The 5998-nt window shown below is 47.6% G+C and carries 2 tRNA genes and 3 rRNA genes; all 5 read left to right on the plus strand.

Going from position 1 to position 5998, the window contains the following annotated elements:
• The first annotated feature begins 530 nt into the window (after window positions 1-530).
• The 5 genes from BLR84_RS29545 (at window position 531) to rrf (ending at window position 5978) form a co-directional block, all read left to right on the plus strand.
• Window positions 531-2052: ribosomal RNA gene (locus BLR84_RS29545) — 16S ribosomal RNA — on the plus strand.
• A 205-nt stretch (window positions 2053-2257) separates the two neighbouring features.
• Window positions 2258-2332 (plus strand) — tRNA-Ile (locus BLR84_RS29550).
• Between the two features lie 14 nt (window positions 2333-2346).
• Window positions 2347-2420 (plus strand) — tRNA-Ala (locus BLR84_RS29555).
• Between the two features lie 371 nt (window positions 2421-2791).
• Window positions 2792-5672, plus strand: a 23S ribosomal RNA gene (locus BLR84_RS29560).
• A gap of 194 nt (window positions 5673-5866) precedes the next feature.
• Window positions 5867-5978, plus strand: a 5S ribosomal RNA gene (gene rrf, locus BLR84_RS29565).
• The 16S, 23S and 5S rRNA genes sit together here with 2 tRNA genes alongside, the layout of an rRNA operon.
• Window positions 5979-5998 lie beyond the last annotated feature (20 nt).

Here is a 5998-nt window from a genome sequence, read left to right on the forward strand (position 1 = left end):
ACCTTTGCAGCCCGCTGAGGAGGAAGAGAAAAGGGAGAAAGCGGGGTTCAAAACTTAGAATAAAAAAAAGAAAAAAAAGTTTTGGAAAATAGAAAAAGGTTTCTACCTTTGCACTCCCGAAACGAAGGAAAGAAAAAAGCGGAAACGCTGAGAGAGAAAGCAGGGAAAACAAAGAGAAAGTTAACGAAGGTTAGCGAGTAACAAAAAAGAGAAAGCGAACGAAAGTGAGCGAGTAACAAAAGAGAAGCCAGAGCGATTCAGGCGGACAAAAAATGAAAGTTTGATCACGACGCAAGAAGTGAAAAAATATAAGCGGAACCGGGACGGGGAAGCGCAAAGTTCTTTTAAGAAATAGAAAATCATGTAGCGTAACGATCGGAAACTAAACCCTTCCGGTAAGTTATAAGAAAGCGGGAAGCTGTATAAAGATACACGATTGAGTAGCAATAAAGAACGCAAGTTCATAAAGCTAGCTCATCAAATACAGATTCTATTATTAATAATAGGGTCAGAGACAAACAAAACATTTTACAATGGAGAGTTTGATCCTGGCTCAGGATGAACGCTAGCGGCAGGCCTAATACATGCAAGTCGGACGGGATTGGAGAGCTTGCTTTCCATGAGAGTGGCGCACGGGTGCGTAACACGTATGTAACCTACCTTGTTCAGGGGGATAGCCTCTCGAAAGAGAGATTAAGACCGCATAACATTGCAATGTGGCATCACAAAGCAATCAAATATTTATAGGAACAAGATGGGCATGCGGAACATTAGCTAGTTGGTAAGGTAACGGCTTACCAAGGCTACGATGTTTAGGGGATCTGAGAGGATGACCCCCCACACTGGTACTGAGACACGGACCAGACTCCTACGGGAGGCAGCAGTAAGGAATATTGGTCAATGGGCGCAAGCCTGAACCAGCCATGCCGCGTGCAGGAAGACGGCCCTATGGGTTGTAAACTGCTTTTATACGGGAATAAACCTTGATACGTGTATCAAGCTGAATGTACTGTAAGAATAAGGATCGGCTAACTCCGTGCCAGCAGCCGCGGTAATACGGAGGATCCAAGCGTTATCCGGATTTATTGGGTTTAAAGGGTGCGTAGGTGGTTCTTTAAGTCAGGGGTGAAAGACGGCAGCTTAACTGTCGCAGTGCCTTTGATACTGAAGAACTTGAATCCACTAGAGGTAGGCGGAATGTGACAAGTAGCGGTGAAATGCATAGATATGTCACAGAACACCAATTGCGAAGGCAGCTTACTATGGTGGTATTGACACTGAGGCACGAAAGCGTGGGGATCAAACAGGATTAGATACCCTGGTAGTCCACGCCCTAAACGATGAATACTCGATGTTGGCGATATACGGTCAGCGTCTAAGCGAAAGCGTTAAGTATTCCACCTGGGGAGTACGCCCGCAAGGGTGAAACTCAAAGGAATTGACGGGGGCCCGCACAAGCGGAGGAGCATGTGGTTTAATTCGATGATACGCGAGGAACCTTACCCGGGCTTGAAAGTTAGTGAATAAAGCAGAGACGCTTTAGTCCTTCGGGACACGAAACTAGGTGCTGCATGGCTGTCGTCAGCTCGTGCCGTGAGGTGTTGGGTTAAGTCCCGCAACGAGCGCAACCCCTATGTTTAGTTGCCAGCACGTCAAGGTGGGGACTCTAAACAGACTGCCTATGCAAATAGAGAGGAAGGAGGGGACGACGTCAAGTCATCATGGCCCTTACGTCCGGGGCTACACACGTGCTACAATGGGCAGTACAGAGGGCAGCTACCTGGCAACAGGATGCCAATCTCATAAAGCTGTTCACAGTTCGGATCGGGGTCTGCAACTCGACCCCGTGAAGTTGGATTCGCTAGTAATCGCGTATCAGCAATGACGCGGTGAATACGTTCCCGGGCCTTGTACACACCGCCCGTCAAGCCATGGAAGCTGGAAGTGCCTGAAGTGCGTAACCGTAAGGAGCGTCCTAGGGTAAAGTCGGTAACTGGGGCTAAGTCGTAACAAGGTAGCCGTACCGGAAGGTGTGGCTGGAATACCTCCTTTCTGGAGCAGTTTCCACAGTAAGTAATGTAACAGGTGTTACCTACATGATTATTTCTTAAATTAAAAAACAAAAAGAAACCCAAAAGATGAAACCATTCAGTGGTTTTAATCATCTGAGAGGCTGGATTGTAAGCGATTACGATAGACGATTGCCGAATTGACGAGAAGAATCCGAAATCGAACATCCGACATCCGAAATCAAAAAAGTCCTGTAGCTCAGCTTGGTTAGAGCACTACACTGATAATGTAGGGGTCAGCAGTTCAAATCTGCTCGGGACTACAAGTAACATCTAAGGGGGATTAGCTCAGCTGGCTAGAGCACCTGCCTTGCACGCAGGGGGTCAACGGTTCGAATCCGTTATTCTCCACGACATTTGCGCGAAGCAAATGATTATACTTAATGTAGTATAGGAAATCAGCCATAGGGGCTGGAACATCCCGATTTGACGGGAGGTTTATCGGTTCGAATCCGTTATTCTCCACACACCCTCCGTTTCCTGAAAAGGATAGGATATTCTGCAAGATACTATTTAATTAGTATGGGGTAAAGTTCTTTGACATATTGGAAGAAGTAATTGAAACAAGAGAAAACAACAGAATAGGGACGTTGTTTGACTAGAATCAAGAAAAAAGAAACAAGAGGATAGACTTCGGTCTTGATTCCTGAATCTTGGCTCCTGACTCTATGAACAACTAACTAAATAAAAACATACCATACGGCGCAAAAGGCGTATGAGTAGAAGAAAGTAAGAAAGGGTACACGGGGGATGCCTTGGCTCTCAGAGGCGATGAAGGACGTGATAAGCTGCGATAAGCCGCGGGGATTAGCAAATATGAATTAATCCGCGGATTTCCGAATGGGGAAACCTAGCTAGTTGAAGACTAGTTGCATAAATGCGCGAACCTGCTGAACTGAAACATCTAAGTAAGCAGAGGAAGAGAAAATAATAATGATTTCCTGAGTAGTGGCGAGCGAAAGGGAAGAAGCCCAAACCAGTTATGTTACGGCATAACTGGGGTTGTAGGACCACAATATGAATATCAAAATGAACCGGAATGGGGTGGGAAACCCAGCCATAGAGCATGAGAGCTGCGTACGGGTAAGTAATGATAGGATAGTGGTATCCTGAGTACCGCGAGGTCGGAGACGCCTTGTGGGAATCTGCCGGCACCATCCGGTAAGGCTAAATACTCCTGAGAGACCGATAGTGAACCAGTACCGTGAGGGAAAGGTGAAAAGAACCCCGAACAGGGGAGTGAAATAGAACCTGAAACCGTGTACTTACAAGCGGTCGGAGCAGAGCAATCTGTGACGGCGTGCCTTTTGCATAATGAGCCTACGAGTTACTCTTCCCTGGCAAGGTTAAGTGTTTAAGACACGGATCCGAAGCGAAAGCGAGTCTGAATAGGGCGTATAGTCAGGGGAGGTAGACGCGAAACCTTGTGATCTACCCATGGACAGGTTGAAGGTGCCGTAACAGGTACTGGAGGACCGAACCGATAAACGTTGAAAAGTTTCCGGATGATTTGTGGGTAGGGGTGAAAGGCTAATCAAACTGGGAAATAGCTCGTACTCCCCGAAATGTTTTTAGGAACAGCCTGGCGGTTGAGTTAATAAGAGGTAGAGCTACTAATTGGGTGCGGGGGAGTCAAATCCTACCAAATCCAGATAAACTCCGAATGCTTATTAATATACGCTGGAGTGAGGCTCTGGGTGCTAAGGTCCAGGGCCGAGAGGGAAAGAACCCAGACCATCAGCTAAGGTCCCCAAATTACTGCTAAGTTGAACTAACGAGGTCCGATTGCACAGACAGCTAGGATGTTGGCTTGGAAGCAGCCATTCATTTAAAGAGTGCGTAACAGCTCACTAGTCGAGCGATCGGGCATGGATAATAAACGGGCATCAAGCAGTATACCGAAGCTATGGATTTGCAGCAATGCATCTGGTAGGGGAGCATTCTATATGCCGGCGAAGCAGGAAGGACAACTGACTGTGGAGGTTATAGAAAAGCAAATGTAGGCATAAGTAACGATAAGGCGGGAGAGAAACCCGCCCACCGAAAGACTAAGGTTTCCTGATCAACGCTAATCGGATCAGGGTTAGTCGGGGCCTAAGGTGAAGCCGAAGGGCGTAGCCGATGGACAACTGGTTAATATTCCAGTACTTTTTATAACTGCGATGCGGTGACGGAGTAGTGACACTGACGCGAACTGACGGAATAGTTCGTTAAAGGCCGTAGGTATATGGACTGTAGTTAAGTACGCAGACCATGCTGAAAGCTGATAGTACTTGAAACCTTCGGGGGACGAGATAGTTCAGGTAATCAGACTTCCAAGAAAACCCGCTAAGCTTCAGGTTATAAAAACCCGTACCGTAAACCGACACAGGTAGTCGAGGAGAGAATCCTAAGGTGCTCGAGTGAATCATGGCTAAGGAACTCGGCAAAATGGCCCTGTAACTTCGGGAGAAGGGGCGCTGGCAGCAATGTCAGCCGCAGTGAAAAGGCCCAGGCGACTGTTTAACAAAAACACATGGCTATGCAAAATCGAAAGATGACGTATATGGCCTGACACCTGCCCGGTGCCGGAAGGTTAAGAGGGGATGTTAGTCGCAAGGCGAAGCATTGAATCGAAGCCCCGGTAAACGGCGGCCGTAACTATAACGGTCCTAAGGTAGCGAAATTCCTTGTCGGGTAAGTTCCGACCTGCACGAATGGTGTAACGATCTGGGCGCTGTCTCAGCCATGAGCTCGGTGAAATTGTGGTATCGGTGAAGACGCCGGTTACCCGCAACGGGACGGAAAGACCCCATGCACCTTCACTACAACTTAACATTGATATCGGATACAGGATGTGTAGGATAGGTGGGAGACTGTGATCCAGCTTCGCTAGGAGTTGGTTAGTCAACGTTGAAATACCACCCTTTCTGTATTTGGTGTCTAACCCTGTAAGACGGGGGACATTGTTTGGCGGGTAGTTTGACTGGGGTGGTCGCCTCCAAAAAGGTAACGGAGGCTTTCAAAGGTAAGCTCAGTACGCTTGGTAACCGTACGTGGAGTGCAATAGCATAAGCTTGCTTGACAGTGAGACAGACAAGTCGAGCTGGGTCGAAAGACGGATATAGTGATCCGGTGGTTCTGCATGGAAGGGCCATCGCTCAAAGGATAAAAGGTACGCTGGGGATAACAGGCTGATCTCCCCCAAGAGCTCATATCGACGGGGAGGTTTGGCACCTCGATGTCGGCTCGTCACATCCTGGGGCTGGAGAAGGTCCCAAGGGTTGAGCTGTTCGCTCATTAAAGTGGCACGCGAGCTGGGTTCAGAACGTCGCGAGACAGTTCGGTCCCTATCTGTTGTGGGCGTAGGAAGTTTGAGTGGGGCTGACCTTAGTACGAGAGGACCGGGTTGGACTAACCTCTGGTGAATCTGTTATGGCGCCAGCTGTATTGCAGAGTAGCTACGTTGGGAATAGATAAGCGCTGAAAGCATCTAAGTGCGAAACTAGCCACAAGATGAGACTTCCATTGAGGGTCGTAGGAGACTACTACGTTGATAGGTTACAGGTCTAAAGGTGGTGACATCATAGCCGAGTAATACTAATTGCCCGAAGCTTTCTTCAGATAGAAAAAGTGTGGGTACGGTAGCAATACTGTACCCCACCAAAACAAAAACAACAATGTCTGTTGTTTTCTCTTCATCAATCACTTCTTTCAATAATATGTCAATAGATATGAGATATTAGATGTGAGATATGAGATCAGGACGCAAGTCAGTCTCAATACTCAAATCTCAATACTCAAATCTAATAAAATATTCAGGTGCCTATATCGGCGGTGTCTACCTCTTCCCATTCCGAACAGAGAAGTCAAGCCCGCCAGAGCCGATGGTACTGCGGTAAAACGTGGGAGAGTAGGTCGGTGCCCAATCTTAAATCAAGCCCTTGCTG

Origin of the sequence: Mucilaginibacter sp. OK268 (assembly GCF_900103125.1) — a bacterium.
Taxonomy (GTDB): Bacteria; Bacteroidota; Bacteroidia; order Sphingobacteriales; family Sphingobacteriaceae; genus Mucilaginibacter.